The sequence below is a fragment of the Microcystis sp. LE19-10.1B genome (assembly GCF_027530565.1).
GTDB lineage: Bacteria > Cyanobacteriota > Cyanobacteriia > Cyanobacteriales > Microcystaceae > Microcystis > Microcystis aeruginosa.
In genome coordinates this window covers 1-24,313 of record NZ_JAPZQM010000127.1, presented here as the reverse complement: position 1 = coordinate 24,313, position 24,313 = coordinate 1, and the positions used below count along the sequence as shown (strand labels likewise).

Here is a 24,313-nt window from a genome sequence, read left to right as displayed (position 1 = left end):
TAGGAAAGCATGGGGATGAAGGTATGATAGCGAGATATGTAAAAGAACAAGATAAAGAATACCTGCAGCTACACCAAAATCTACAATTGAGTCTATTTTGATTCTGATACCCCGTCCGCTTGCGGCGGGGTAGTTCATTCTGGTCATTGTCCTTGCCTCTGTTGATCAATTTCTTCTTCCTTTATATCCTGTTTTCAGTATTTCTGCAAAACTGAGATGCCCCCTCAGAAAATCGGGGCAGATTTTTTTTTTGCTACTCCTTATCATTCTTGGGAGAGGGGGATTAAACGAGCATAATAAGGGACTCTTAAGACAATTCTTGCCCAAGAAGACGAATTTTAAAATCCTGAAGCCAAAGGAGGTAGAAAGAGCCGTAAACTTAATTAACAATCGAGGTGGCTCCATAACAGCTTAAGCTAGAGCTAGTAAATATAAATAGCACCCTGTTGATTGATGTTAAAGGTGGTATAACCGGGGGTACTCCCCGGAACTTTGGTGACAGTAATCGTGACTAAATTATCATCATTGACCTCTACGGCATAGATTAAACTAGAAGAATAGGGATCTGCGGCGGCATTAGCCCGATTAATCAGAATATATGCTGGAATTACCAAACCTCTTAGGTTTGTCTCCGTACCTGGAGATAATAATTGGGGAGAGGAATTAATATTGGCCGATAGGTCATAATTGAGGTCAATATCGGTTTGATTGATGATTTTAATCTCCACGGGACGACTCGTATTCACCCTAGCAACAGGCTGCCAAGGACCGGGTTGAAAGGTGGTAGCGGGGGGATTTTGAGCGGGTAGAGAGGAGGGAAAAGCTAATCCCAGACTGAAGACGAGGGAAAGAGTTAAAAAGCGATCGCATTTCATAAATAAATCCTGGTCTAGGGTGTTCATCCTATTTTAGGAAGGTATCTCCAATGTTTTATACTTGAGTAGAAGCTTTTGAAATTGTCTATAGCGGTGAGTCATCAGCTATCGGGGGAAGATCCTAAGCTTCCCTGATTTTGCTCTATAAACAAGGCTAAATACACCTTTTTTTCTCTAGAAGTTTCCCTAGTAACCCCTATCAACGGTTTAATTTAGGTTGAGATTGATTATATGCCTACCATCGACATATCGGGAGTATCCCACAGTTACGAGTTATTTTCGCCCCGAGCAGATAAACCGGTTTTAGTCTTTATACACGGTTGGCTGCTGAGTCGTCACTACTGGCAGCCTTTGGTAGATATTCTCTCCTCGGATTATCCCTGTCTAGTCTATGATCTCCGGGGCTTTGGCGACTCCCAAAAAATCACCTCTAACAGTCCTCCTAGCAGTTATAACCTTGAATCCTACTCCCAAGACGTTATTACCCTTCTTAACCGCTTAAACCTCGATGCTGCTTGGTTAGTTGGTCATTCCCTCGGTGGTAGTGTTGCTTTGTGGGCCGCGGATAGCTGTCCTGAAAGGATTAAAGGGGTAATCTGTATGAATGCCGGCGGTGGCATCTATCTAAAGGAGGAATTTGAGCGATTTCGGGAAGCCGGAAGACAGATTTTACAGAGAAGACCGCCTTGGTTGCCCCGTGTTCCCTTTATTGATGTTTTATTCTCGCGGATGATGGTCAAGCAAACCCTAGGTAAAAAATGGGGCAAACAGCGCGTGATTGATTTTGTCCGGGCCGATTACCAAGCGGCCCTAGGGTCACTTTTGGAAACCACCACTATCAGCGAAGTTCATCTTTTACCCCAGATTGTCTCCCGTCTCCCGCAACCGGTCTATTTTCTGGCGGGGAAAGAGGATAAGATTATGGAAGTTAAGTACGTTAACCATCTGGCCAGTTTTCATCCTTTGTTTGAAACTGGCAGCAACGTCATTGAGTTATCCGATTGTGGTCATTTTGCTATGCTGGAACAAACAGCAGCGGTGGCCCAAAAGATGATGGCTATTTTACATCAGCATCGCAGTTAGAACCTTTAGGTAAGCGCATTCTTGAACTTTTCCAACAGTTTCTTAACTCCACAAACAGTGAACTAATACTAAATCCGTTGAGTATAGGCTACTTAAGTAGGTAGGCACAATTATTTGTAGGATGGGTTAGCGGTAGCGTAACCCATGCGGGCGTTGGGTTTCATGCTTCAACCCAACCTACGTTCTAAATCCGTTGAGTATAGGCTACTTATGAAGACAGGCAAAAGGCACTCATGCAAAAGGCAAAAGTGGAAATAAATAATCAGTCTTTAATAACTGGATTTAGTGTAAAAACTCAAATCTGATCCCCGATAGCTGTCTGGGAGTCTCCTACTTAGGGTTGGCTGAATAAATGTGAAATATAGACGAGGTAAGGGTTTTAGATGCCTGTTTCGCTCCCACAGGTGCAAGATTTTGAGAGAATCGTGGTTCAAAACCTTGCATCTTCGGGGCGAAGCATTTCGGATAGGAAATCTACGGTTTCAGCGATAGGTTATGCCCGAATGCTTCGCCCCTACTTTTTCAGCAGACCCTACTTAATGTCTTAGGCCATAATTAAAACTCAATAACTTTAACCAGAGGCGAGGATTGTCTTTTTCTAGCCAGCTTTGGGAGTTTTTTAACCATTGGGAAACCCAGGGACCGAAAAGCAGATTTTTGACTCCATCAAGGCTAAAATCGAGATAGGAACCCAACCAACGAATTAAATCCTGACTGCCAGCCATTTCTGCTATCCATAACAGTAAAGCGGGGTTTTTTCTGGCCGCTTTAATTGCTAAACGGCTAAAGGTCAACCAATCGGTTTTATCCTTAATAAAAGTTTCGGAAATCTCCGGCGGTTCGTCGGCCAATAAACCGAAAAATGTGTTTAACATGGCGTTAATTCTTTGGGGTGGTAAGGTTTTTCCCGTGGGAACCATCATTCCTTTAGAAAATAACCAAGTTACCGCCACATTACTTTGATAGGCCCGCACGTTTTCTAGGTCTTTAGCTGTTAGTAAATCGTGTTTCAAGGCCAGATCCAAAAGATGGGTTAAGCGCTCTAAATTACGCACCAAAGAACCGAACCCAGTAAAAATTAAGGGTGATTGCAGGGAGGCGGCATCACCGATGGCTAAAATGCGATCAAAGGAGACAATTCGATCTTTTTTCCCTGTGCTAAAATGCCCCGGTATATAACCAAAGGTGGGTTTTTTCCAAGTTAATTTTTCTGGGTCACACTGTCGATATTCGGGTAAAATAGTAAAGAAATCTTCGTACATTTCCAACAGAGAACCGGGGTTATCGGGATGGACTTGATGATAGTGAAATAGATAGAAAGTTAATTCTCTTCCTTCCCCCGGAAATAATTCCCAAATTAATTGCCTACCTTTAGAAATATCGCCATGGGAATTTAAGACATCGCCATAGTGAGAATCCCACACCACCGGATCGAATCCTTCTACTACTGCCCCCACCGTCGGACAGACACTATCAAAGGCACGCACTCCGTTTAATTGCCAGGCAATGGCAGAAGCGGAACCCATAGCATCAATCAATAAACGACCTTTTATCTGTTGAATTTCTCCACCATGATTAAGGGTGACAGTAACACTATTAGCAGTAATATCAGCCTTAATAAATTCGGTTTGATCGAGAATTTTACCGCCATAATCCTGTATTTTTTTACCGCAGGATTGCAGCAATTTATCGGAATTAATGGCGATATTTAAAACCGTGGGAGTATGGAGAATCTCCGCCTTCAGATGGGGTGGATTATTGCCATCAAAAAACTTATTAAAGCCATCGATGTATTCTTGGAAGATTAATTCCTCGAATTCTTCGGCAGTAAATAAGCCTAAATTAATTAAACTTTGAAACTCCGATCGAGAGATATTCCATTCCCGATTCATCCGTCCGAAAGGTAGTCTTTCTACTAAGAGGACTCGATAACCTAATTTGGCCATCTGTGCCGCATGAATTGCCCCCAAGGCACCACCAATATAAATTAAGTCGTAGGTGATGGGATGATCATTTTCCTCACTACTAGAGAAAATTACTGGCTGCGGTTGTTGGGGATTTTTGGCACTGTCGCGCCAACGTTTTTCCCACCAATACAAACGTTCTAAGTCTGCCTCTCCTTGGGGCATTTTGCGGAAGTAGTGAACCGTTAGGGGATAGTCCGCTTCTAAATCTGTAAAAATTGAGTGATTTTTTTGATCGATGTTTGGTATCGTGCTAAACTGCGGCGGAAAACGCTTTTGTAAAGCTCGATCGAGCTGCCGAGTCAGGGATGTTTCTTGATCATGCGATCGCTCACCCCAGCGGAAAACTTTTAAATAAGTAGTCCGTTGCAGCGTCCAGACAAAAATCGATAATTCGATCGCCTCCGATAAGCGCAATCTCACCCCGTTAGGTGTATTTGTCTTGACACCGCTTGCAGGTTGCCAATCGGATTGTAACCACTGACAAACGGCGATCGAGTCGGGAGTCGGAATTTCTCTGTAAAGTATCTCTCTCATCTTGATTTAGCTATTACACCTAAAAATCGTCTGATTACGCTAGACTACACAAAAAGTTTTCTGAAAAAAGTTTAAAAAACTTTACATACCTAGATTAATACACAGCCAGGACCATCTGATTATGAATTATCCCATCCCGACTACCCCCGAAGAAATTGCTGCCCTCCGACAGCGCCCCGTGGACGAGGAGATGATCGCTGCCGTGATTGCGGGAATCATTAGAATGGCCCGCGCCCAGGGTCAATCTCTCGATGATCTGACTGAAGAAATTCTCGCAGAAGACCCGATTTTAGATCAAGTGCAACGACGTTGGTTAAGTCAGCTTTTGACTAATGCTTGGCAAAATTTAGCTGAATGGGTGTAATTGAGCGATGGAATGGCTAACAATCACTCTCGCTGGTGTTTTGACCCTGTTAACTCCCGCAGGGGCAATTATCGATACGGTTTTAGCCCATACCCTTCGCTCCCAAGTCCAAAAAGTGGAACAATTAGCCGTCAGGGTCGATAATACTCCCAATTATCAGGCTCTGCAAGGCAAAATCGATCGAGTTCGCATTTCTGCACGGGGAATTTATCCCCTTGCTGATGTTCGCATTGAGAAGATCGAGCTAGAAACTGAGCCAATTAGCCTCGATTTGCGGCGATTACAGCAAAAAAACAGCAGTTTAGCCGCCGCCTTGCGCCGACCGGCTGCGGGGGCATTGCATCTTGTCCTCACGGAAACTAATGTTAATCAAGCTTTACAATCGGCAGCGGTCAAAGAACAAATTCAGACCCTGATTAATAATCTGATTCCCTCTAGGGAAGAATCGAGCAGCACAAAATATCAACTTAGTCAAGCAAATTTTAACTTTCTTAATAATAATCGAGTCGCCCTCAGCCTGCAGCTAGAGACCCAAGGGCCAGACGAACCAGCAGCCACCCTCAATCTGAGCTTAGAAGTGGGATTTAAGCTAGTGCAGGGGCGAAAAATCGAGCTTATTGACCCCACAGCCACTCTTAATGGTCGTCGCATCTCCTCGCGCCTTCTCAAGGGGTTTGCCGAGGGTATATCCACCCAGTTAGATTTAAAAAACTTCGAGAAACAAGGAATTATCGCCCGCCTTCTCCAATTGCAGATCGACGATGATAAGCTGAGTATAGCCGCCTTTGGCAGCATCAAGCCTCGATCGGGGAACCCCAATTAAATTTAACGGTCGGAAAACAGGAGATCGGAAGTGGGAATTATGAATTATCAATTATGAAGTGGGGTGGTGGGGAAGTGGGGAAGTGGGGAGACCACTTCGTGCGCGTTGCGGGGGGAGAATAAAAGCGTTCGACTGCTCACTTAAAACTGATAACTGCTCACTTAAAACTTAAAACTTAAAACTGATAACTGATAACTTAAAACTGATAACTGATAACTGATAACTAATAACTGAATTATGCCTAGTTCTCGCTCTAGTGATAAAATCTCTTTGCCTTGGATAATTGGTATCGGCCTCGCTTTATTTACTGCTGGTGGGGCCACTGCTTGGTTTGCCGTCCATCACCTATCTTTCTCCCAGAAAACCAGCGAAAACCCGATTGAATCTCCCACTCCAGCGCCGATAAGTCAATCACCAATTGTTGAACCGGTTTCTCCCGGTCCAGTGGAGACAAGTCCAACAGCAACTCCTGCAGCTATTCCTGTTAGGGAAACTCGACAGGTTTATTGGTTAAAAGTGACTGATACGGGTAATCAATTAGTCAGCCAAGAAATTACCGTTCAAAAAGCGGATAGCGACGACCGAGAGTTAACAGCAGTATTGAAGATTCTATTAGCTGGTCCAAGTAATCCTCAGGACATGACTACTATTCCCCCCGGTACTAAATTACTGGATTTAAAAGTAGATAAAACGGGAATTAAGATTAATCTCTCGCGGGAGTTTGGCAATGATGATGGTTCTGATATGTTAATCGGTCGTTTGGCACAAATCATCTATACTACTACTACCGAGGATCCCAATGCCAAAGTCTGGATTCAAGTGGAAGGAAAACCCCTAGAATTATTAGGAGAAGGCCACGGTATTGAAGTTGCCCAACCGATGACTCGTAAGTTTTTTGAGGAGAATTATCAATTGTAAGTTTTCCGCGCATTTCAATTGTTTGTTGCGATAGCAAATTGAGGTTAACTAGGGGGATTACTGGGGGGATAGGGAAAAAGAATTGGATAGGGAAGTTTAATTCCTTCTTGCTGATAGCGTCGGTGTAGGAGTTTAATAAATTCGTGTTTAATGGTGAGATGTTGAAAAAATTCTTCTTCTACCACCTTGAGATAAACTGTTAGCACAATGCTATAGTAATCGAGTTTACCATAAAGAATCAAGGGTTTATAGTTACCGAGGTGAGGTTGCAATAACTGAGCGATTTCTTGCATAACTTCTAGGGTAACTTTTTCGACTTTTTCTAAGTCACTATCGTAACTAATGCCCACTTCCACGGGAATCAGTAGGGAGTGATCTGGTAAACTATAGTTACGGAAACTAGAAGAAATGATCTGAGCATTGGGAATAACCAAAAGATTATTGGTAATTTCTTCGATGACTGTGCATCTTAAATCCACATCTCGCACATAACCAGCTTCTCCCGTTTTCAGTTCAATATAATCTCCCGGTCTAACTTTTTTAGAAGTGATAATATTAATCCCTGACATTAAATTAGCTAGGGTATTTTGGAGAGCTAAACCGAGGGAAACACCCCCAATACCAAAGGCAGTAAGCATGGGAGTTATCGAAATGCCAATCGAGCTTAAAATCAGCAAAAAACCGCAGCTAAAAATCAGAACTTTGGCGAGAAATTCAAATAGGGAAGTTAGGGAAGAAATGCCATCATCTCCCGTGGTATAAACTCGTAATATTTCCACGGATAATTGAGCAACAACCCAAGTAGCCGAAGCTAAAAAAGCCACTAGCAGCAATTTTTGGCTCAGGAGAATCAGGGAGGGAAAGAGGGGAAGATTGGGAAGGGAGAGGGCAATATTTAACCCCAAAAGTCCGAACCAAAGTATGCTTAATCCACGAAGGGAACGTAAAACCCCTTCCGAGAAACGCAGGTTTTTTTCTCTGGCAATCGATAAAAGTTGACTGACAATGCGCTGTTCTACGAGCCATCCCAACAGCAGGAAACTGAGGATGATGGTGATAGGTAAGATAATATAGGGCCAATCTTCCAGTCTGGTTAATAGGTTCATTGCTAGAGGGTTAGAAAAAGATGCAGTTTTGTCTTATATTATTCTCCATTTGCCTATCTCTAGCAGGAGCGGTGGAATTTTGGGGCAAAAAGTTGCAAAATGTAAAGAGAAACTCACCTTTCCTTCGGCGGCCTTCGTGAATAGTCAGTTATTTAAACCAAAATTCGGGCTTTATCGATTCTTAATGGTTATAATCGTGGTTTTGTTCCTGATTAGCACCTATTTAATCACCTTTCATCTGGCTAAGATGTCGGATCCCTACATTAAAGAGGTGTTATCCCGACAAGGTAATGTCAGTCGCGGTTACGAAATCTTTCAAATTAACTGTGCTGCTTGTCACGGTCAGTTTGCTGATGGTATCGTCGGACCGAGTTTAGAGGACGTTTCCCGTCGCAAATCGAGAATTAGTCTAATTGAACAGGTAATTAGCGGTAAAACCCCGCCAATGCCCAAATTTCAGCCCGATACTCAAGCTATGGCCGATTTATTGGTTTATTTAGAAAATATTTCAAAAAACTGACTTGAAAGAGGGTGTAGGGTGTAGGGTGTAGGGTGTAGGGTGTGGGGTATAGGGAAGGAAACCTCTTTCGTCTCTGGTGGTGAAAACTTTTTCATCGGGACTGACTCTTGGCTGACATTGATGGTAAGCTAGGACGCGTTGAAACTGGGTGCAGAGTGGGAAGCGGGGGAAGTGGGGACGTGGGGACGTGGGAAGTGGGGGAATTTCAACTAAAACCCTAACACCCCCCGCAAAGCGCACGCAGTGACCACCCCAAAACCCAACCCCTGACCGACTGATAAATTTTACTTATATAGAAAAATTTTGCTTATATTTGGGTACGCTAGTAGAGACACTTAACGATAAATACTTATGTCTTGGCATTCCCAAGTTGAACCGGCAATTATCCAAGGGGATTTCTGGCAAGTTAGCCAGTTTTATCAAGAATTGATAGAAAAGGAACCCTTAGAAATTAGTCATTATTGGTATTTAGGATTAGCCTATCTTTTGGAAGCTAGGGAAGAAGAAGCACAAACCACATGGTTATTCGTCCTCAGTCAAGGGGATGAAGGGGAAATGACTGCGTGGACAGCAGATTTAGTCAATATTTTGGATGGGGAAGCGCGCAGACAATTAGAGTTAGGCAATTTAGAAACCAGTTGGTTAATTCGAGGACATATTCGCGAGATTAGTCCCGATAATATTGATAATTTACTGCGGTTTATTTTATTAGCAATTAATTTGAATTATTTTGAAAAAGAGCAGTTAAAAACCTGGTTATTTGTTGATGTGTTAAAAATCAATGATTTCCAGAGTCTAGAGTTAAGTTTATTAGCAGAAGTTTTAGAAAAATTTCTCGATTCTCAGATACCAGAAACCGTCCCCTACTTAGAGGCAATATTTCAATCTCACCGTGAGCGACAAACTTTTATCAAAGTAGTAGAAGCTAAATTACCTTCTCTAGGCATACCATTGGCTATTGATATTATTAATACTTGTTTGGCAGTGGAACCAGGGCAAATTTATCTGTTAGCTGAACTGTATCAATGTTATTTTTATAATCGAGATTTTGCTGCTGCTATGCAAGTAGCTAGTCAATTAAAAACAAGTTGTCAAGGGTTGCCTTCTCAAGCTGTAGCTGATTTTCTTGCTCTTTATGTCAAATTATTTAGTGGTAATTGGGTCGATATTAAGGCAGATGTTGAAGAATATACAGAATCCTTGCAAAAAAGTATCACTAATCGAGAATGTCCACGATTAGTGGATGCACCATCCCTAGCAATTTTATCCCCTTTAGTTTACCTAGAAGATAACCCAAGAAAAAACCGTTACATTAGTAATTGTGTTGGTCAACTTTTTCAGGAATATGTTCGTAATAAGTCTAACTGTAATTCTCTGCACAAATCGACTATCAAAGACAGCAATAAAGTTCTAAAAATTGGCTATATTGCCCATACTTTATATAATCATTCTATCGGATTAATCTCTAGATGGTTAATGAAGTATCATGACTATAATGAGTTTCACGTATCGTTATACCTAGTATCTAAAAAAGAAGATTTTATCACTGAAAATTGTTTTAAAAATCAGGTAAATGCTTGCTATAACTTACCGATTAAGCCTCTACTGATTGCTGAAAAAATTAGTCAAGATAATATTGATATTTTGGTGGATTTAGACAGTATCACTAATAACACAACTTGCCAAGTCATGGCACTAAAACCCGCACCAGTACAAGTGACTTGGTTAGGTTTTGATGCGTCAGGAATTCCCGCAATTGATTACTATCTCGCTGATAATTACGTTTTACCAGCAGATGCACAGGAATATTACCGAGAAAAAATTTGGCGCTTACCTAATTCCTATATTTGTGTGGATGGTGTCGAGGTTGCTTACCATTCTCTCCGAAGAGATGATTTAGGGATTCCAGAGGATGCAATTAATTACTTAACCGTACAAACGGGGGTTAAACGTAACCCTGAAACTATTCGACTTCAGCTACAAGTTTTAAAGGCAGTTCCTCATAGTTATTTGAGTATTCAGGGGTTAAGTGATGCTAAATCAGTGAAAAAATTATTTTTCAAAGTTGCCGAGGAAGAAGGAATTAATTATGAGAGATTAAAAATCTTACCCCTCTATCCCACAGGAATTTATCGAGCAAATTTAAGGATAGCTGATGTGGTTTTAGATACCTATCCTTTTACGGGAGGAATGACGACTTTAGATGTGCTGTGGATGGGGATTCCTTTAGTTACAAAAGTTGGTCAACAATGGTCATCGAGAAATAGTTATACTTTAATGGTTAATGCGGGAATTAGTGAGGGTATTGCTTGGAGTGATGAGGAGTATATCGACTGGGGGATTAAGTTAGGTAAGGATGAACAATTGAGACGCAAAGTTATCGCTAAATTAGATGAATCTAGACAAACTTCACCGATTTGGAATGCACGTCAGTTTACTAAAGATGTGGAAAGCGCCTATCGTCAAATGTGGCAAATCTATTGTGAAAGTTAATCAGGGAGAATTAAATCATGTCTTGGCAAAATGAAGTTAAAACCGCTTTAGAAAACAATCAATACGATATTGTTAGTCAGTTTTACGAAGAACTGATAGAAAAAGAACCCCTAGAAATTAGTCATTATTGGTATTTAGGATTAGCCTATCTTTTGCAGGCAAAAGAAGAAGAAGCACAAGCTACTTGGTTATTGGTTTTCACTCAAGGAGAGGAAGAGGAAACCGAGTCATGGCTGCTAGAATTAAGCAATATTTTAGCTGCCGAAGCTAACCGACAATTAGAGTTAGAAAATCTAGAAATTAGTTGGTTAATTCGTAAACATCTACAGGAAATTAATCCCAGTTATCTCGATAATCTACTGCATTTAACTCTCGTTGAAATTAAATTAAATAGATTTCATCCTCAACAACTGCAAGAATGGCAAATACTAGAATTAATTACTCAGGGTTCAGTTAACTCTCAATTATTGGAACGGGTAGTAATTGCCGTCATACCTTATGCTCATGAATATACCATAGAATTAGTTCGGTTAAGTTTACCCTATCTTGACAATTCTCTAGAATTACTTAATCACGTCATCACTGTCACCCGACACTTTGCTTTTGAGAAATATCAACCTATTTATTCCGTTGACTTAGCGGAAGCTTTTCTTCCCCTTTATCCCGAAAATTTGTACTTAGTAGCTAATTTATTTTGGTTTTATGTCTCTGTCCCTAACTACCAAAAAGCGATAAAGTTTATCAAAGAATTTAAAGATAAAAGCCAAACAATTGATTTAAAAATGTTTAGTCAATCTCTTCTCTTTAATGGTTCTTTACGAGCCTCAAAATGGAATGACATTCCTAGTATTTGTCAAGAGTATAAACACTTAATTAAAAAATTTTTAGAAGAAAAACCCCAAGACATACATCCCTTAGTTCGGGAAGCCTTACTAACAGTTATGAATCCGATTTCTTACTATGAAGATAACCCGAAAGAGAATCGACCGCTTTTAAGTCAGATTGGCAGTTTTTTCCAAGAAACCTACAAAGGAATGCTGGGTTTTAAACAGGAAAGTTTTGAAAAACCTAGAGAAGATAATCCCAATAAAAAACTGAAAATTGGTTACATTGCCCAAAACTTAAAACGTCATCCTGTAGGATTTTTGAGTCGTTGGACTATTAATTATCACAATCGTGAGCAGTTTGATATTCACCTTTATATGGTGAGTCAACCTGTGGATGAAATAACTAAACAATGGTTTTCTAATCCCGCAGATAAAATCTATCATGCTACTGCTGATTCCTTAGCAACCTATCGCAAAATTAAAGAAGATAACATCGATATTCTTGTGGATTTAGATAGTGGTACTGGACCAATGGTTGTCCAAGTTATTGCCTTAAAACCTGCTCCTATTCAAGTTAACTGGTTAGGTTTTGATGGTTCCGGTTTACCCGCAGTAGATTATCTTTTAGCGGATCCTTATGTACTACCAGAAAATGCCCAAGAATATTATCAGGAAAAAATCTGGCGTTTACCTGATGCTTTTGTCGCTGTGGATGGTTTTGAAATAGCCGTTCCTACCCTGCGAAGAGAAGATTTAGGTATTAATAACGATGCGGTTATTTACCTAAGCTCTCAAACGGCAATTAAGCGTAATCCGGCGATGATTCGCTTACAAATGCAAATCCTCAAATCCGTACCTAATAGTTATTTCCTGATTCAAGGAGTTGCTGATGATAATTCCCTCTGGGATTTATTCTGTCAAATTGCCGCAGAAGTTGGGGTAGAAACTAATCGAATTAAGATGCTTCCTCTCTATCAGACGGAAACCTACAGGGCAAATTTAGCCATCGCTGATGTGGTTTTGGACACCTATCCCTTTAATGGTGGTACAACCACCTTAGAAACCCTCTGGATGGGAATTCCTCTGGTGGTTAAGGTGGGGCAACAATGGTCATCACGCAACGGTTATACTTTAATGATGAATGCGGGAATAACTGAGGGTATAGCTTGGAGTGATGAGGAATATGTGCAGTGGGGAATTAAGTTAGGATTGGATAGAAATTTAAGAGAAGAAGTCCGTTGGAAACTCCGAAAGTCTCGTCATACATCTCCCCTCTGGAATGCCAAACAATTTACTAGAGACTTAGAAACTGCTTATCAACAAATGTGGAATATTTATTGTCAATCTTAGCGGATAAAAACTATGCAATGGCATCAAGACATACAAACCCATTTAAATGACAACAATTATCAACTGGTATTGCAGTTTTATGAACAATTAACTGAAAACAATTCTTCGGTAATTGAGGATTATTTTTATCTAGGATTAGCCTATCTTTTACAAGATAGAGAAGAAGACGCACAAGCTACTTGGTTAGTGGTGTTGAGTCAAGTAGCTGAATCAGAATTATCGGGGTGGATAGAAACTTTAACTCAAATCTTAGATGCAGAGGCAACCAGACAAGAAAATTCCCAAAGACTAGAGACAAGTTATCTAATTCGATGGCAGCTACAAAATCTTAATCCTAGTTTTTTAAATAATCTCCTGCATCTGATGGAATTAGAAATACAATTCCAAAATTTTGCTATGGAAAAGTGCAATGATTGGTGTGTATTTGAACTGTTAGAGAATACAGCTACAGCAGCAGTTAATCTTGATTTACTGCTGCGAGTGACGGAAAAAGTTTTAATCTACCCCTGTACTGATACCATCCACTTTTTAGAATTAGCAGCCTTACATATCAATAATCCAGAAATAATTGCGGCCAAAGTTATCTCAGCAATTGTCAATTATGCTTATCAACAAAAACAAAGTGTATTTGCCATTAATTTAGTAGAACTTTGTTTGCGCTTTCTACCAGAGGATTTATACTTACAAAATAGTTTGTTTAATCTTTATAAAACCACCACTGTTGACTATAAAAAATCTCTAGAAATTGCCGAAAATTTTTATAAAAATTGCCAGACAACTACTGAAAAGCTCTTGGGAATTTCTCTAGTGATTGGTATTTTACAAGCTAAGGGAGACTGGGGAAATTTACCTAAATTTATCGATGAATTAATACAACTAATCGAGCGACAAATTAATGCCAAACAATTTAATGCACGTCCTTTTATTATCGACTCTATTTTAGGAGTTACTATCTGTCTTCCCTACTATCAAGATAATCCGAAAATTAATCGCTATTTACAAAGTAAACTAGCAGAAATTTTTCAAGCAGATGTAAGAACCCGCTACAACTACATTGCTCCTGTTTCTTCTCCAAAATCTCCAGCAAGAAAAATAAAAATTGGTTATATTGCCCATACTCTCCGTCGTCATTCTGTGGGTTGGTTAAGTCGCTGGTTATTTCACTATCATAATCGAGATAAATTTGAAATTTACACCTATTTTGTCAACCAAGCAGCAGACGAAATTACTGAAAAATGGTTTAAAAATAACTCAGATTATAGCTATAACTTGCCAGCAAAAATTGAACAAATAACTGCCCAAATTCGTCAAGACAAATTAGATATTTTAGTGGATATTGATAGCTTAACCAATAATACAACTTATCTAGTAATGGCTTTAAAACCAGCACCGATACAAGTAACCTGGTTAGGATTAGATGCGTCGGGAATCCCTGCTATTGATTATTTTATTGCCGATAACTACGTTTTACCCGAAAATGCTGAAGAAATTTATTCAGAAAAAATCATCCGACTTCCTAACTCTTATTTATCCGTGGATGGTTTTGAAGTGGGTGTTCCCACTAGGAGAAGAACTGATTTAAATATTCCCGATGATGCTATTATTTATCTGACCGTGCAATCGGGATTAAAACGCACCTTAAACATGATTTTTCTGCAATTGCAGATTCTCCAACAGGTTCCTAATAGCTATCTTTTAATCAAAGGTTTTGCCGACAAAGAAACCATTCGAGAATTATTTCTCAAAAGTGCCGACGAATTGGGAATTAGTCAAGATAGATTAAGATTTTTGCCCAATGATTTCAATGAGGAAACCCATCGCGCTAATCTAGTAATTGCTGATATAGTTCTCGATACCTATCCCTATAGTGGTGCTACCACAACCCTAGAAACCCTCTGGATGGGGATTCCTTTAGTCACTAGGGTTGGTGAACAATTTGCAGCCCGCAATAGCTATACTTTTATGAAAAATGCCGGCATTAGTCAGGGTATAGCTTGGAGTGATGAGGAATATGTGCAGTGGGGAATTAAGTTAGGATTAGATGAAAATTTAAGGGAAGAAATTCGTTATCAATTACGTCAATCTCGTCATACATCTCCCCTCTGGAATGCCAAACAATTTACCAGAGATTTAGAAACTGCTTATCAACAAATGTGGAATATTTAGGGTGCATCTCATTTTTGTCAATCTACTAAGTTGGGATTTTTAAGGGAAAACTCTCTTTTAAAATTGGGCTTTACTTCCGATTTTATCGCTCAATCCAAGCTTTTGGGGGGTTCTACCCCCCAAACCCCTAGGGTTGATTCATAGTAGGGTTGATTCATGAATCAACCCTACCCAAACCCCCCGTTGGGGGCGTGGCGCCGCCCCCAAACCCCGGAGCGCATTAGTTTTTCGGTGGGCTGCTTACAGGTAGTTGTTAATACTTTTGTACGCATTTGAGAGTGACTGATAATTGCTGATTGTCGGTATTTTTGCAAATGTGAGATGCAGCCTTCCTACCTTCTCCCCACACCCCACACCCCGCTCCCCTGGTGTTAGGCCCAGAGAAACCCTAATAGCTAAAGAAACTGCGCGATTAGATACCAAAGTCCTTCACAGATAGAAGATAATCAATATTTATCAGTATTGGAAGCCTTCAGCATGGTTCATTTAACGCCCAATCCTAGCTATAGTTTAAGTCTCAAGATAGAAATCCCCAATCAAGCGGGAACCTTCGCTTCTGTCCTCAATGCGATCGCCGATGTCGGGGGGAATTTAGGGCAAATTTCTCTGATCGAACGCAATTTAAAGATTAGCACCCGCGAGGTGATGGTTGATGCCGCTAGTACCGACCAAGCGGAACAGATTATCGCCGCGGTTAAAGCTCTACCGGATGTTAAACTCCTGAAAGTTTCCGATCGCACCTTCGATCTCCATCGTCGGGGTAAAATCTCCATTGAGAGTCGTATTCCCCTCACCTCCCAAGATGACCTGGCCATGGCCTACACCCCCGGAGTTGGTCGCATCTGCACCGCTATCGCCCACGACCCCGAACAAGTGTACTCATTGACCATCAAGGGCAACACCGTCGCTGTAGTGACCGATGGTAGCGCGGTATTAGGATTAGGAAATCTCGGGCCAGAGGCTGCCCTACCAGTAATGGAAGGGAAGGCAATGTTATTCAAGGAATTCGCCGGAATTGACGCTTTTCCCATCTGTTTAGCCACCCAAGACCCCGAAGAAATCATCGCAACCGTCAAAAGAATCGCTCCGGTTTTTGGGGGTATTAACCTAGAGGATATCGGCGCTCCACGCTGTTTTGAAATCGAGAAACGTCTGCGAGCGGAATTAAATATTCCCGTTTTCCACGATGATCAACACGGTACAGCGATCGTTTCCCTGGCTGCCCTAATTAATGCCCTCAAATTGGTCAAAAAATCGCTTGATACAGTCAAAATCGTCATTAATGGTGCAGGTGCGGCGGGAATCGCCATCGCTACTCTCTTTAAAACCGCAGGAGCCACAGATATAACCCTCTGTGATTCCCTTGGTATCCTCTCCCAAAACCGGGACGATTTAACCCCAGAAAAACAAGCTTGGGCCGTGGCCGCCAGTGGTAAGCTAGGGGATGCTCTTAAAGGCGCTGATGTCTTCTTGGGGGTGAGCGCACCGGGGGTATTGACTCCCGAAATGGTCAAGGGAATGGCTAAAGATGCGATCGTGTTTGCCATGGCTAATCCGATTCCCGAAATTCAACCGGAATTAATCAATGATTTAGTGGCCGTGGTGGCTACCGGACGCAGCGATTATCCCAATCAGATTAATAATGTTCTCGCTTTCCCCGGATTATTTCGCGGGGCCTTGGACTGTCGCGCTAGGGCAATCACCGATAATATGTATCTGGAAGCGGCCAAAGCGATCGCTTCTTTGATCACTCCTGCTAATCTCGATCGAGAGAATATTATTCCCTCGGTTTTTGATAGTCGTGTAGTTACGGCTGTGGCCGCCGCCGTTCAACACGCTGCTCGTCAAGATGGAGTGGCCGGGGAATAATGTAATTATCTTGGAGGAGGGTAAGTAAACCGTGAAACCGATCGATGATATTCCCGAAGCTTTGCGGGACAACCAGTACACAAAAACTACTAATCCTAATGGTCTAATAGCGATCGCAAGCGGTTTACTCGCTCTGGTGGGAACCGGCCTAATTGCCCTAGCAGTCTTGAATCGTCCCCCTGCTACCGTAAAAAAACAGGTTATTAACCCCTCCCCCCTGATTAAAGCCACTCCTAGCCCCATTGAGAACATTCTAGGTCATTTACCCTATGAAGAGGCTCCAGAGACGGAATTAGCCCCTATTACTGGGGATGGTGCTATGCGTTTAAGGAAAGCAGCAGCCAAAGCTTTTATCCAGATGCAGAGTGACGCGAGAAGGTCGGGGGTGATTTTAATGCCGATTTCCGCATTTCGATCGAAAGCAACCCAAGACAAGCTCTTTTTTGAAGTTAAAGAACAACGCAATCAGCAAACCCGCAAACGAGCAGAAGTGAGCGCACCTCCGGGTTACAGCGAACATCATACCGGTTATGCGATCGATATTGGCGATGGTCGCGCTCCCGCAACGAATTTAAGTAGCAGTTTTGCTAATACTGCCGCTTTTCGTTGGTTGCAAAATAACGCTGCCCAGTATAGTTTCGAGTTATCTTTCCCTGAAAATAATCTCCAGGGTATTAATTATGAACCCTGGCACTGGCGTTTTGTCGGGGATAGTCACAGTTTAGAAACTTTTTATAAGGCCCAACAATTAGGAAAACAAAAATAAACGTAGGGTGCGTTAGGCATCCATTGTTTTTAGGGAAAAAATCAAGGTCTAAATATTGCCGTAACGCACCAACTTTTTAGAAAAGCCAACAATTAGGAAAACAAAAATAAGATAACCTTATCGGCAATTGCGTCCAGCATTCGGACAATAACCTATCGCTGAAACCAGAGATTTTCTATCCGAATGCTTCGCCCGTACTTTTTCAACTTTTTAGAAAATCTAACAATTAGGAAAACAAAAATAGGATAACCTTATCGGCGATCGATGGCATTTTCTGGAATTAATTACTAAAATAGGATTATATTGTATTGTGAGTGTTTCTAATATGTCCAAGCCGGTAGAATACTTAACAAATGAGCAAGGGGAACGAGTTGGGGTTTTATTAGACTGGAACACCTATTCTCGATTTGCCAATTCATTAGGACTCGATGAAGATTGTTTGATTGGTTTGAGTGTGGATGAATTAAAAGCGCTGGCAAGTTGTCAATTGTCCCTCGCAGAGCAAACCCGTTTAGATGATTTAGTGACGAGAAATGCAGAATCTTTACTCTGCGCTGATGAAGTAGCTGAGTTAGATGAGTTGTTGGCAAAAACAGATCAATTAACAATTCTTAAAACTCGTGCCAGATATACGCTAAAGTGCTTGGAACAAGGTACGACGGCAGCGTGAGTGTTTATATTCGGATGGGGTTTTCCCGGTCTGACAGGAGAGAGGGATGCAGAAACTCCGATTCTATCTTGTAAGTCATGACCAAATCTTCTTAGCCTACAATTAAAAATAAGCAAGGTAGGGTTGATTCATAGTAGGGTTGATTCATGAATCAACCCTACCCCTGCTAGGGGTTGGGGGGTTGCCTTTTTCCTCGTCTCAACAGGTAATTTAAATACTTGACAGCATCAATGATTGACTGGACTCCCTATCTCAAATCAATCTCGGACTCGGAAAAGTACGCCCAGTGGGAGACATTTTACACCCTCACGGACGTAGAGGGAAAAACACGCCCAGCGAAAACTGAACCTTTGCTAAAGGATTTGTGGGTACAGACGATTGAAAAAGAACCACAAAACCCACAAGAAAGACCAGAAAGACCAGAAAAAAACGAAAGATTCACGGTTTTAGATGGTTTACGCAAGTATGCAACTAATCACGTTCTTTTAAAAGGTCGTCCCGGTTCAGGAAAATCGACCGCTTTAGCCAGATTATTATTAGAAGAATCTGTAGGGGCCCAAAGCTTGCGCCCAAATCAACAAAATCAAGCTAAAATCATTCAAATTCCCATTCTCATCGAATTACGCTTGTATGAAACCTCAATTCTTGATTTAATTTTACAATTCCTGAAACGCCATAAATTAATTATTGATAGTAATACCCTAGAAAGTTGGCTGTTAGAAAATCAGAATTTTAGACCATTATTATTATTTGATGGTATCAATGAGTTGCCCTCGGAAGCTGCGCGACAGAATTTAAAAAACTTTCGCCAGCAGTATGCAGAAATTTCGATGATTTTCACCACAAGGGATTTAGGCAGCGACGACTTAGATATTGAAAAAAAGCTGGAAATGCTCCCCCTGACTGGACGACAGATGGAAGATTTTGTCAAGGCCTATTTGCCTGAAAAAGGCGAAGAAATGCTTAAACAGTTGGGAAATCGTCTCAAGGAATTTGGCCAGACTCCCCTACTTTTGTGGATGCTTTGTTCAGTTTTTGATAATAATCAGAACAAAATTCCTGCTAATTTGGGCTTAGTTTTCCGAGATTTTACAAAAGAAATTGACATACGCAAAGGAGTTAAAATTTCAGAGGATTTGCATCTCTGGCAAAATCGACTACTGCAACATTTGGCGTGGACAATGACAACTGGTGAAAACCCAACGGAGATAAAGTTATCTATTTCTAAGAATCAAGCAGAGGAGATATTAATAAAGTTTTTACAGGGCAAAATTTCTTATCCTGATAATACTGCATTGAAATGGCTAGAAGATTTATTGAAATATCATCTAATTCACCTAGAAGGTAATGATAAAATTGCTTTTCGCCATCAACTGATTCAAGAGTATTACACGGCTGAGGAATTAAAGAAAAAGTTACCCCATCTCAGGGATGAGCAGTTACAGTGGGACTATTTGAATTATCTCAAATGGACGGAACCTATGGCGTTGCTGCTGGGGTTATTGGATAATGAAACCCAAGCAAAACGGGTGGTTAAATTAGGGTTAGAGATTGATTTAAAATTAGGAGCGAGGTTAGCAGGAGAAGTCAACTTTAAGTTTCAAAAGCAGACAGTGGGGTTAGTGCTTGGGTTGGATGTACCGAAAGGGTTTAAGGTGGAGTTATTGGGATTAACAAAGTCTAATGAAGTTGTTAATGAGTTAAGTCAAGCTTTAAAAGACTCTGATTGGGATGTTCGTTGGAACGCAGCCTTCGCTTTCGGTAATATTGGCACAGAAACAGCCATTCCGGAGTTACTCAAGGCTTTAGAAGACTCTAATAAAGATGTTCGTGGGAACGCAGCCTTCGCTTTGGGTAAGATTGGCTCTGAAACAGCCATTGCGGGGTTACTCAAGGCTTAAGAAGACTCTCATTCGGATCTTCGTAGGAAAGCAGCCATCGCTTTGGGGAACACTGGCTCGGAAACAGCCAGTGCGGGGGTCCACAATGCGATAGAACACTCTCATTGGGATGTTCGTTGGAAAGCAGCCTTCGCTTTGGGTAATATTGGCTCGGAAACAGCTATTCCGGGGTTACTCAAGGCTTTAGAAGACTCTGATAGGTATGTTCGTAGGAACGCAGCCTTCGCTTTGGGTAAGATTGGCTCGGAAACAGCTATTCCGGGGTTACTCAAGGCTTTAGAAGACTCTGATAGGTTTCTTGGTTGGAAAGCAGCCTTCGCTTTGGGTAAGATTGGCTCAGAAACAGCCATTCCGGGGTTACTCAAGGCTTTAGAACACTCTAATCAGTATGTTCGTAGGAACGCAGCCGAGGCTTTGGGTAAGATTGGCTCAGAAACAGCGATTCTGGGATTACTCAAGGCTTTAGAAGACTCTAATAAGGATGTTCGTAAGAAGGCAGCTGAGGCTTTGGGTAAAATTGGTTCAGAAACAGCCATTGCGGGGTTACTCAAGGCTTTAAAAGACTCTTATTTTTCTGTTCGTTGGAAGGCAGTCGAGGCTTTGGGTAAGATTGGTTCAGAAACAGCCATTGCGGGGTTACTCAAGGCTTTAGAAGACTCTAATAGCGATGTTCGTAGGGAGGCAGCCGCGGCTTTGGGTAAGATTGGTTCAGAAACAGCCATTCCGGGGTTACTCAAGGCTTTAAAAGACTCTAATAAGTATGTTCGTTCGCAGGCAGCCGAGGCTTTGGGTAAAATTAGCTCAGAAACAGCGATGACTGAACTTATCAAATGCATGAAAAATCCTGATTTTGTCACATTAAATAATGGCGATACTCTCTCTCAAGCTAGAGAAGCACTAGACACAATTCAAAACAAACTTAAATACTATCACCCCCTCTCCCAACCCATGAATCAACAAGTTTACATCTCCTACAACTGGCAAGAAGACAGCAACGAAATGGCTAATCAACTCGTCCAAGCTTTTGCCGCTAAAGGAATTGAGATTATTCGGGATAAAACCCACACCAGCTATAAAGACTCCATCAAAAACTTTATGCAGCAAATTGGACAGGGGAAATGTGTCGTCGTCGTCATCAGCGATAGATACTTAAAATCAGAAAACTGTATGTTTGAATTAGTAGAAATTGCCAGAAATGGTGACTTTTATCAAAGAATATTCCCGATTATTTTACCAGATGCCAGAATTTATAATGACTTCGAGCGCATAGACTACCTGAAATATTGGGAAGACGAAAAAGCAAAACTACAAGCAAAATACAAACAAATTGATTTAGCTAAAACTAATAGTATCATGGCGACATTAAACTTATATAATGAAATCAGGAGCAATATTGATAATCTAACTAACATTCTTAAAGATATGAATAATCTCGATATCAACTTACACGGCCAATCGGAATTTGCAGCTATGATTGAAGCAGTAGAAACTAAACTTGCAGAGGATAGTCAAAATATTTAACTAAATCCCAGAATGATTGTTTTAAAAGATAAAGGCTAAAGGTGATATTCCTGACTATACCCAATTTGTTCTCTGTAACTCATTTGAACGATAACTGCTATAATCATTAGTTGATAACTTTTAATTGCTGACATGACTAAATATCTAAACATTACTGAAACAGGACAAAAGCTGGTTGAATGGTCTGAGCAAATGACTGACGAACCTATTATTATTACCAAAGAAGGTCAACCCATTATGGTTGCCCTGAATTACGCTCAAATTGAATCTTGGTTGGAAACTCTTGATATTTTACAAGACAAAGAGTTTGCCGAAATCCTATCTGAAGCAATTCAACAGGATCAATCAGGACAAAGAATTACTTGGGAAGATGCTAAAAAACAACTCGGTTGGTAACTGCTAAACCAATAGGTTCTTGCTGAATCGTCAGATATACACCTATTACTTTTTCAGAGATAGCCAGTTTTGGAGAGGATAGTCAAAATATTCCTAATTCTACTACAAAAACCTCGTCCTCATCATCTACTCAATCTCAAGGACTGTAGGATGCTATACTTCTCACAGGGATAAACTGGTAAATTGGAGGAAAAATCCATCAATAATGATACCCACCCCCGAACAGATGCTTACTTGCCTTAGAATGTGTTAAACCCTGTCTAATTTCTACACCGATATTCATCTATTTCGCTATGATGAAAAACGCAAGTAAATTTATATACTAGCAGGTGAAACTCTTAGCTTTATCATATTAACTAAAGGAAATGTGGAGTTTGAAGATGAATCATCAACCTGATTTTTGCCAAATGTCTCGCCCCGAATTAAGAAAATATGTCCTCTCCCATCGAGAAGATGATGAAGCCTTAAGAATTTATATGGATAGAATGCGAACTGAACCAGGTGTAACTCGATTTACCCTGACTCCTAGTCCGGAAGACATGAAGAAATTAGAAGAATTTCTCAGGGCAAAAATTGATAAATAAAATCAATTTTTTTAACAACTAATCACCAAATAGAAAACAATATGATTAAAATTAATGAATATACCAAAATCGCCGTTAATTCCCTCTCTAAAAAACTAGATGATAACCACCCCGAAATTCGCGCTAAAGCGGCTGAATCTTTGGGGAGAATTGGCTCGGAAACAGCCATTCCGGGGTTACTCAAGGCTTTAGAAGACTCTGATGGGTTTGTTCGTATGAAAGCAGCCGAGGCTTTGGGTAATATTGGCTCAGAAATAGCCATTGCGGGGTTACTCAAGGCTTTAGAAGACTCTTATTTTGAGGTTTGTGGGTACGCAGCCGAGGCTTTGGGTAAGATTGGTTCAGAAACAGCGATTGCGGGGTTACTCAAGGCTTTAGAAGACTCTCATTGGAATGTTCGTATCAAAGCAGCCGAGGCTTTGGGTAAGATTGGCTCAGAAATAGCCATTCCGGGGTTACTCAAGGCTTTAGAAGACTCTGATGAGTATGTTCGTATGTACGCAGCCGAGGCTTTGGGTAAAATTGGCTCGGAAGCAGCGATTGCAGAGTTACTCAAGGCTTTAGAAGACTCTAATAAAGATGTTCGTAGGAACGCAGCCGAGGCTTTAGGTGAAATTGGACTAGAAGAAGCTATTCCCGCTTTAATCAATGCCTTATCCGATGAAGAAGATAGCGTTCGTTTCAGTGCCACCGATGCAATCGGTAAAATTGGTTCTCGTTATGCCTTAACCTAAAATGGCACTCAAGCCTGACTATTTACAGCTAGTTATTGAAGCCTTTTCCAAAAGGCTAAAACATTCCGATGCTCAAATGCGAATAAAAGCCGCTCAATGTCTCGGAAAAATGGGTGATGAATCAATAATTCCTCTCCTATGTCAGGCCTTAGAAGCAGAAAATGATCTCGCTGTTCAATTCTCTATTATGGATGCTATAGTCTTAATAGATAACTTAACTTCAGAAACACCTATGTCAGAAAATACTCAAGGCTCTAAATACAACATTGTTCAACCCCAAAACGTCCAGATTATTGAACAGGGTGATGGCATTATTCATAATTACGCCACACCCCAAAATTTAGCTGAAGCCGCCCAAGAAATCCAACAACTTATCAGCCAACTCACCCAAACTTATCCCACTAATACCGAAATTGAAAAACAAACTTTTGTCGCATGTCGCACAAGTTGACGCAGAAATCAAGAAAAATTCTCGCTTAAGAAGCATTTTAATCACGGGAGGAATTGAATTAATTAAAGTCCTCTGTCCTCCCCTCGGTATTCCCATTGAAATGGGTAAAAAATGGCTAGAAACTGCTAATTTAAGTGATTAAACCTAGAGGTTTAATAATCTTCTAATGATACAAATCCCGAAGTCCGCCGCTGATGCGTTTCATTTTTGAATTAGCACAATTATAACCATAAGTCAAGCTTTTTTGATGATAATTAGGGGCTGCTGAAAAAGTTTTTCGTGGGGGCAGGGTGTGGGGTGTGGGGTGTGGGGTGTGGGGTTTTACCCATTTTCAGGTGGTCAATTACCTAATTTTCAGGGAAAAAATCCCTAAATTTTCCCCCCAATCACTCCAA

20 protein-coding genes and 3 pseudogenes are annotated in these 24,313 nt (G+C 40.9%); 19 read left to right on the top strand and 4 right to left on the bottom strand.

Annotated elements, in window-relative coordinates; translation table 11 throughout:
* Both O9332_RS28320 and O9332_RS04645 read left to right on the top strand, forming a co-directional pair.
* Positions 1-101, top strand: a pseudogene (locus O9332_RS28320) (IS200/IS605 family transposase); the annotation flags it as partial.
* 124 nt (positions 102-225) lie between these two features.
* A pseudogene (locus tag O9332_RS04645) lies at positions 226-394 on the top strand (IS30 family transposase); the annotation flags it as partial.
* Positions 395-422: 28 nt separating this feature from the next.
* Here the strand turns inward: O9332_RS04645 and O9332_RS04640 are convergent.
* Positions 423-875, bottom strand: coding sequence for a hypothetical protein (locus O9332_RS04640; protein WP_004163247.1), 453 nt, complete (start codon positions 873-875; stop codon positions 423-425).
* 231 nt (positions 876-1,106) lie between these two features.
* Here O9332_RS04640 and O9332_RS04635 point away from each other — a divergent pair, with 231 nt between their 5' ends.
* Positions 1,107-1,958, top strand: a complete 852-nt coding sequence (locus O9332_RS04635) for an alpha/beta fold hydrolase (protein WP_288023925.1) — start codon at positions 1,107-1,109, stop codon at positions 1,956-1,958.
* A 536-nt stretch (positions 1,959-2,494) separates the two neighbouring features.
* Here O9332_RS04635 and O9332_RS04630 read toward each other — a convergent pair.
* Positions 2,495-4,459 carry an FAD-dependent monooxygenase family protein gene (locus tag O9332_RS04630; protein WP_288023922.1) on the bottom strand — a complete coding sequence of 655 codons (1,965 nt, stop codon included), beginning with the start codon at positions 4,457-4,459 and terminating at the stop codon, positions 2,495-2,497.
* A gap of 121 nt (positions 4,460-4,580) precedes the next feature.
* Between O9332_RS04630 and O9332_RS04625 the strand changes: the two genes are divergently transcribed.
* From O9332_RS04625 to O9332_RS04615, 3 genes are all read left to right on the top strand, one after another.
* Positions 4,581-4,823, top strand: coding sequence for a hypothetical protein (locus O9332_RS04625; protein ID WP_002800028.1), 243 nt, complete (start codon positions 4,581-4,583; stop codon positions 4,821-4,823).
* Positions 4,824-4,830: 7 nt separating this feature from the next.
* Positions 4,831-5,646 (top strand): LmeA family phospholipid-binding protein, encoded by an 816-nt coding sequence (locus O9332_RS04620; RefSeq protein WP_288023919.1) that lies wholly within the window; start codon positions 4,831-4,833, stop codon positions 5,644-5,646.
* Positions 5,647-5,883: 237 nt separating this feature from the next.
* Positions 5,884-6,564 carry a GerMN domain-containing protein gene (locus O9332_RS04615; protein ID WP_288023917.1) on the top strand — a complete coding sequence of 227 codons (681 nt, stop codon included), beginning with the start codon at positions 5,884-5,886 and terminating at the stop codon, positions 6,562-6,564.
* A gap of 44 nt (positions 6,565-6,608) precedes the next feature.
* Here the strand turns inward: O9332_RS04615 and O9332_RS04610 are convergent, their stop codons facing one another.
* On the bottom strand, positions 6,609-7,670 hold the full coding sequence (locus O9332_RS04610) for a mechanosensitive ion channel family protein (protein ID WP_002763598.1): 1,062 nt from the start codon (positions 7,668-7,670) through the stop codon (positions 6,609-6,611).
* 28 nt (positions 7,671-7,698) lie between these two features.
* Between O9332_RS04610 and O9332_RS04605 the strand changes: the two genes are divergently transcribed.
* Positions 7,699-8,190, top strand: a complete 492-nt coding sequence (locus O9332_RS04605; RefSeq protein ID WP_080603674.1) for a c-type cytochrome — start codon at positions 7,699-7,701, stop codon at positions 8,188-8,190.
* Here the strand turns inward: O9332_RS04605 and O9332_RS04600 are convergent.
* A complete protein-coding gene (locus tag O9332_RS04600) occupies positions 8,179-8,430 on the bottom strand; it encodes a hypothetical protein (RefSeq protein ID WP_196219893.1) in 252 nt (83 codons plus the stop codon). The genes O9332_RS04605 and O9332_RS04600 overlap by 12 nt on opposite strands.
* Before the next feature lie 111 nt (positions 8,431-8,541).
* On the opposite strand from O9332_RS04600, the gene O9332_RS04595 reads away from it, so the two are divergent.
* The 12 genes and pseudogenes from O9332_RS04595 (at position 8,542) to O9332_RS04540 (ending at position 24,060) form a co-directional block, all read left to right on the top strand.
* Positions 8,542-10,683 (top strand): O-linked N-acetylglucosamine transferase, SPINDLY family protein, encoded by a 2,142-nt coding sequence (locus O9332_RS04595; RefSeq protein ID WP_288023912.1) that lies wholly within the window; start codon positions 8,542-8,544, stop codon positions 10,681-10,683.
* Positions 10,684-10,700: 17 nt separating this feature from the next.
* Complete coding sequence (locus tag O9332_RS04590) at positions 10,701-12,860, top strand: O-linked N-acetylglucosamine transferase, SPINDLY family protein (RefSeq protein WP_288023910.1); 2,160 nt, start codon at positions 10,701-10,703, stop codon at positions 12,858-12,860.
* Between the two features lie 12 nt (positions 12,861-12,872).
* Positions 12,873-15,026: an O-linked N-acetylglucosamine transferase, SPINDLY family protein gene (locus tag O9332_RS04585; RefSeq protein ID WP_288023907.1), complete on the top strand. Its 2,154-nt coding sequence runs from the start codon at positions 12,873-12,875 to the stop codon at positions 15,024-15,026.
* 477 nt (positions 15,027-15,503) lie between these two features.
* A complete protein-coding gene (locus tag O9332_RS04580) occupies positions 15,504-16,895 on the top strand; it encodes an NAD-dependent malic enzyme (RefSeq protein ID WP_288023904.1) in 1,392 nt (463 codons plus the stop codon).
* Positions 16,896-16,926: 31 nt separating this feature from the next.
* Complete coding sequence (locus O9332_RS04575; protein ID WP_002760298.1) at positions 16,927-17,661, top strand: M15 family metallopeptidase; 735 nt, start codon at positions 16,927-16,929, stop codon at positions 17,659-17,661.
* Positions 17,662-17,971: 310 nt separating this feature from the next.
* The gene (locus tag O9332_RS04570; RefSeq protein ID WP_288023899.1) at positions 17,972-18,331 is read left to right on the top strand and encodes a hypothetical protein; all 360 of its coding nucleotides are present in this window, start codon (positions 17,972-17,974) and stop codon (positions 18,329-18,331) included.
* A gap of 230 nt (positions 18,332-18,561) precedes the next feature.
* Positions 18,562-21,753 (top strand): annotated as a pseudogene (locus tag O9332_RS04565) (HEAT repeat domain-containing protein).
* A 132-nt stretch (positions 21,754-21,885) separates the two neighbouring features.
* The gene (locus O9332_RS04560; protein ID WP_002750215.1) at positions 21,886-22,149 is read left to right on the top strand and encodes a type II toxin-antitoxin system Phd/YefM family antitoxin; all 264 of its coding nucleotides are present in this window, start codon (positions 21,886-21,888) and stop codon (positions 22,147-22,149) included.
* 380 nt (positions 22,150-22,529) lie between these two features.
* Entirely contained in the window at positions 22,530-22,733 is a 204-nt protein-coding gene (locus O9332_RS04555) for a DUF6887 family protein (protein WP_002760296.1), read from the top strand.
* Positions 22,734-22,774: 41 nt separating this feature from the next.
* A complete protein-coding gene (locus O9332_RS04550; RefSeq protein ID WP_288023895.1) occupies positions 22,775-23,467 on the top strand; it encodes a HEAT repeat domain-containing protein in 693 nt (230 codons plus the stop codon).
* 1 nt (position 23,468) lies between these two features.
* The gene (locus O9332_RS04545) at positions 23,469-23,918 is read left to right on the top strand and encodes a HEAT repeat domain-containing protein (RefSeq protein WP_002760294.1); all 450 of its coding nucleotides are present in this window, start codon (positions 23,469-23,471) and stop codon (positions 23,916-23,918) included.
* A complete protein-coding gene (locus O9332_RS04540; protein WP_223213015.1) occupies positions 23,896-24,060 on the top strand; it encodes a hypothetical protein in 165 nt (54 codons plus the stop codon). The genes O9332_RS04545 and O9332_RS04540 overlap by 23 nt, the downstream gene beginning before the upstream one ends.
* Positions 24,061-24,313: the final 253 nt, after the last annotated feature.

Bases quoted from the DNA above. Each gene is read 5' to 3' on its own strand.
- O9332_RS04640 (WP_004163247.1), bottom strand. From the start codon at position 875: ATGAAATGCGATCGCTTTTTAACTCTTTCCCTCGTCTTCAGTCTGGGA.
- O9332_RS04635 (WP_288023925.1), top strand. From the start codon at position 1,107: ATGCCTACCATCGACATATCGGGAGTATCCCACAGTTACGAGTTATTT.
- O9332_RS04630 (WP_288023922.1), bottom strand. From the start codon at position 4,459: ATGAGAGAGATACTTTACAGAGAAATTCCGACTCCCGACTCGATCGCC.
- O9332_RS04625 (WP_002800028.1), top strand. From the start codon at position 4,581: ATGAATTATCCCATCCCGACTACCCCCGAAGAAATTGCTGCCCTCCGA.
- O9332_RS04620 (WP_288023919.1), top strand. From the start codon at position 4,831: ATGGAATGGCTAACAATCACTCTCGCTGGTGTTTTGACCCTGTTAACT.
- O9332_RS04615 (WP_288023917.1), top strand. From the start codon at position 5,884: ATGCCTAGTTCTCGCTCTAGTGATAAAATCTCTTTGCCTTGGATAATT.
- O9332_RS04610 (WP_002763598.1), bottom strand. From the start codon at position 7,670: ATGAACCTATTAACCAGACTGGAAGATTGGCCCTATATTATCTTACCT.
- O9332_RS04595 (WP_288023912.1), top strand. From the start codon at position 8,542: ATGTCTTGGCATTCCCAAGTTGAACCGGCAATTATCCAAGGGGATTTC.
- O9332_RS04590 (WP_288023910.1), top strand. From the start codon at position 10,701: ATGTCTTGGCAAAATGAAGTTAAAACCGCTTTAGAAAACAATCAATAC.
- O9332_RS04585 (WP_288023907.1), top strand. From the start codon at position 12,873: ATGCAATGGCATCAAGACATACAAACCCATTTAAATGACAACAATTAT.
- O9332_RS04580 (WP_288023904.1), top strand. From the start codon at position 15,504: ATGGTTCATTTAACGCCCAATCCTAGCTATAGTTTAAGTCTCAAGATA.
- O9332_RS04560 (WP_002750215.1), top strand. From the start codon at position 21,886: ATGACTAAATATCTAAACATTACTGAAACAGGACAAAAGCTGGTTGAA.
- O9332_RS04555 (WP_002760296.1), top strand. From the start codon at position 22,530: ATGAATCATCAACCTGATTTTTGCCAAATGTCTCGCCCCGAATTAAGA.
- O9332_RS04550 (WP_288023895.1), top strand. From the start codon at position 22,775: ATGATTAAAATTAATGAATATACCAAAATCGCCGTTAATTCCCTCTCT.
- O9332_RS04545 (WP_002760294.1), top strand. From the start codon at position 23,469: ATGGCACTCAAGCCTGACTATTTACAGCTAGTTATTGAAGCCTTTTCC.